Genomic DNA, 3,612 nt, shown 5'->3' on the forward strand with positions numbered 1-3,612 from the left:
CCGGCCTTTCCCGCCGGGCCGGTGTTCGACCGGCTGTACGAGGTGGCGCCGATGTCCGCGATCCAGGCGGCGCGCGCGAACGGCGAGGCGCTGGGGCTGATGCTCCACGAGGTCGGCATCACCGTGGATTGCGCACCGCTGCTCGATGTGCGCCAGCCCGACACGACCGAGGCGGTCGCCACCCGCGTGTTCGGGGCGGAGCCGATGCGCGTCGCGGCGCTCGGCCGCGCGATGCTGGAGGGCCTGCGCGCGGGCGGGGTCGTCGGCGTGGTCAAGCACATGCCCGGCCATGGCCGCGCGCGGGTCGACACGCACCACCACCTGCCCACCGTGACCGCGAGCGCCGACGCGCTGGCAAGCGACCTGGAGCCGTTCCGGACGCTCCGGGACGCGCCGATGGGGATGACCGGGCACATCGTCTTCGACGCCTGGGACCCGCGCCGGCCCGCGACGTTGTCGCCCGTCGTGATCGAGCGCGTCATCCGCGGCGCGATCGGCTTTGACGGGCTGCTGATGACGGACGACATCGACATGAAGGCGCTGACGGGCACGCCGGGCGACAAGGCGGCGGCGTCGATCGCGGCGGGGTGCGACGTGGTGCTGGATTGCTGGGCGCGGTTGCCGGAGATGATCGAGATCGCCGACCGGCTGCCCGACGCGGGAGATCGGACGTGCGACCGGCTCGCCCGGGCGATGGCGATGCGCGACGCCCCGGGCGGAACGATGGACGACGCGATCGCGCGGCGCGACGCGCTGCTGGCGCTGGCGCTGGCGGGCTGAGGACCCCGCGCGAAGGAGGTGGAAACCGGGGTCGATCGCGCCTACATGCCCGTCCTGATTTCAGGAGCACGCGCCATGGGCGGCCTCAGCCCCATCCACATCCTCATCTTCGCGGTGATCGCCATCCTGGTGCTCGGCGGCGGGCGTTTCTCCAACCTGATGGGCGATGTCGCCAAGGGCGTGAAGCAGTTCAAGAAGGGCATGGCCGACGAGGACGAGGACGGGCACAAGCCGGCCGCGCGGCTGGAGGCGAAGAAGAGCGCCGATCCGGCGTTCGACCGCGACGGCGCGCCGATCCGCGAGGAGCGGCCCTGATCCGGGTCGTCACAGCGCATGTTCGATATCGCTCCTAGCGAGTTCCTGCTGGTCGCCGTCGTCGCGCTGGTGGTGATCGGCCCGAAGGACCTGCCCAAGGCGCTGCGCGTGCTGGGTTATTGGGTCGGCAAGGCGCGCGGCGTGGCGCGCCAGTTCCGCTCCGGCTTCGACAACATGGTGCGCGAGGCGGAGCTGGCCGAGATGGAAAAGAAATGGGCGGCCGAGAACGCCCGGATCATGGCCGAGCACGGCGCGGGCGAGGTGGCGGACGTGGCACCGGCGCCCCACCCCGTGCCCGGGAAGGCGGCGCCCTCCGGCGATGAGGCCCCGCCCCATGATGGCTCGCCCGATCCGGGCGAGCCGATCACCGTCGAGCAGCCGCAGCTGGTCCCCGCCCCGGCCGGCACGCCCGCGCATCGACCCGACGACGCGATGTCATGAGCGACGAACTGGACGCGAGCCGCGCGCCGCTGCTCGATCACCTGGTCGAACTGCGCCGGCGCCTGCTCTATTCGGCGGGCGCGCTGGTGCTGGCGTTCGCGATCTCGCTGTATTTCGCCCGGCCGATCCTGACGCTGCTCGTCCGGCCGCTGCGCGCGGCCGGGCAGCTCGTGCTGATCAACACCGACGTCTATGGCGGCTTCATGGTGCAGGTGAAGGTCGCGTTCTTCACCGCCGTCATGGTGTCGTTTCCGGTCACCGCAAACCAGGTCTGGCGGTTCGTCGCGCCGGGGCTGTACCGCCAGGAGCGGCGCGCGTTGCTGCCCTTCCTGCTGGCGACGCCGATCCTGTTCACGATGGGCGCGGCGCTCGCCTATTTCTTCGTGATCCCCCCGGCGCTGCACTTCCTGTTCAGCTTTCAGGGCGACCTGGGCGGCGTGACGCAGCGGGCATTTCCGGACGTGTCGAGTTACCTCAAGGTGGTAATGCAATTCCTGTTCGGCTTCGGCTTTGCATTCCTGATGCCGGTGCTGCTTATGCTGCTGGAGCGGGCGGGGATCGTGACGCGTGAGCAACTAGTCGGGCTGCGGCGCTACGCGATCGTTGCAAACTTCGCGGTGGCGGCGCTGCTGACGCCGCCCGATCCCTGGTCGATGATGATGCTCGCGCTGCCGCTGGTGGTGCTCTATGAATTTGCGCTGATCGGCATCCGATTGACGGAGCGGTCGCGCGCGCGCGAGGCGGCGCGGGCGCTGGTCGAGAGCTGAACACTGCCGCCACCGCTTGTCTGAGCGTGGTAGCGGTCGCGCTGCCTGCTGAACGATCGAACCCCTGCGGAGCGCGTCACGAGCGGACGTGACAAGGCCCGAAAGCGCCTCCGGGGGGGAGGGGAGAGACGCTTCCGGGCCCATGTCGTGGATAGAAGGAGCGGGGGGGGGGTGCTCGGAGTTGCTATCCGAAGCTAAAACAACGAGATGTCCGTCCGGTTCCGGACAAGCCGGACAGCTTCCGGAAAAAAGATTCAATCGCGTCCGAGCGCCGCGAAGCTGATCTCGTACGCGCCGACCAACGGGTCGTGGTGGAGCGGCGCGCGCAGTTGGCGGGCGAGACCTTCCATGACGCGCCCATAACGGCTGCTGGTGAGCGAACGCAGCGCCTCGCCCTCGATCAGCGCGCGCGACACGACGCGCAGCGTCGCGCGTTCCACCTGGTCCGCGGCCCGCACGACGATGCGGATCTGCGCCTTGGGATCGCAGCTCATCGCCAGCTCGATGATCTCGGTCGCCAGGAAGGCGATCGCGACGCCGATGTCCTGATTGACCGTGATCGGCTCGACCTCCAGCGTGATGCCCAGCCCGTGCGAGGCGGGCGGGGCGGTGGCGCGGATATTGGCGGCCAGCTCGCCAAACATGGTGCGGACGTTGAGGCCGCGATTTTCCTCCATCTCAGCGAAGTGATTGCGATGCACCACCGCCAGCGCGTCGACGCGGCGCTGGATAGAGGCATAGGCGGCGGTCGCGTCCTCGCTGCGCGACGCGCGGGCGTGGAAGTTGATCAGGCTGGCGATGACCTGGAGGTTGTTCTTTACGCGGTGGTGCACCTCGCGCGTCAGCTTGGTCTGCCGGACCAGCCCCTCGGCCAGCCCCTTCTCGTGGATCGCGACGGTGCGGCTGATCGCGCGGAACGTGTCGCCCAGCTCGCGGATCTCGGCTGCCGGCAGCGGCCCGCTCGCCCGCGGGTCGATCACCTCGCCCGGCGTGAAGCTGGCGACGCTCGAGCGCAGCCGCCGCAGCGGGCGGATCAGCAGCCCGTCGACCACTAGCCACGCGATCGCCGCCGCCGCCGCCCACATCAGTAGCGGCAGCATCAATGCCACGATTAGTGACGAGCTGATCGGCGAGCGCCGGGTGGCCGTGACCAGTTCCAGCCCGCCCATCTCCAGATCGACGCGCAGACGCTCGACCCGCTCGAACGGCCCGGCGCCATCCACCGACGCCAGCGGCAACGTCGCGCCATCCGCCACCAGCGCGCGGCTGAACGGCGTCGAGCGGCTGGCGGGCCGCGCCAGCGCCGCCA

The 3,612-nt window shown here is 70.1% G+C and carries 5 protein-coding genes; 4 read left to right on the forward strand and 1 reads right to left on the reverse strand.

Annotated elements, in window-relative coordinates; all coding sequences use genetic code 11:
- The 4 genes from HUU95_RS10945 to tatC all read left to right on the forward strand — a co-directional run.
- Window positions 1–780, forward strand: a 780-nt coding sequence (locus HUU95_RS10945) for a glycoside hydrolase family 3 protein (RefSeq protein ID WP_174280144.1), incomplete at its 5' end; no start/stop codon positions are given.
- Window positions 781–855: 75 nt separating this feature from the next.
- On the forward strand, window positions 856–1,095 hold the full coding sequence (locus tag HUU95_RS10950; RefSeq protein WP_174280145.1) for a twin-arginine translocase TatA/TatE family subunit: 240 nt from the start codon (window positions 856–858) through the stop codon (window positions 1,093–1,095).
- Between the two features lie 18 nt (window positions 1,096–1,113).
- The gene (gene tatB / locus HUU95_RS10955) at window positions 1,114–1,536 is read left to right on the forward strand and encodes a Sec-independent protein translocase protein TatB (RefSeq protein ID WP_174280146.1); all 423 of its coding nucleotides are present in this window, start codon (window positions 1,114–1,116) and stop codon (window positions 1,534–1,536) included.
- Entirely contained in the window at window positions 1,533–2,303 is a 771-nt protein-coding gene (gene tatC, locus HUU95_RS10960) for a twin-arginine translocase subunit TatC (RefSeq protein WP_174280147.1), read from the forward strand. Before tatB ends, tatC begins: the two co-directional genes overlap by 4 nt.
- 254 nt (window positions 2,304–2,557) lie before the next feature.
- Here tatC and HUU95_RS10965 read toward each other — a convergent pair.
- The coding region (locus HUU95_RS10965) for a sensor histidine kinase (protein WP_174280148.1) at window positions 2,558–3,612 on the reverse strand (1,055 nt) is incomplete at its 5' end.

The organism is Sphingomonas bacterium (assembly GCF_903643065.1).
GTDB lineage: Bacteria > Pseudomonadota > Alphaproteobacteria > Sphingomonadales > Sphingomonadaceae > Sphingomonas.

Bases quoted from the DNA above. Each gene is read 5' to 3' on its own strand.
- HUU95_RS10950 (WP_174280145.1), top strand. From the start codon at position 856: ATGGGCGGCCTCAGCCCCATCCACATCCTCATCTTCGCGGTGATCGCC.
- tatB (WP_174280146.1), top strand. From the start codon at position 1,114: ATGTTCGATATCGCTCCTAGCGAGTTCCTGCTGGTCGCCGTCGTCGCG.
- tatC (WP_174280147.1), top strand. From the start codon at position 1,533: ATGAGCGACGAACTGGACGCGAGCCGCGCGCCGCTGCTCGATCACCTG.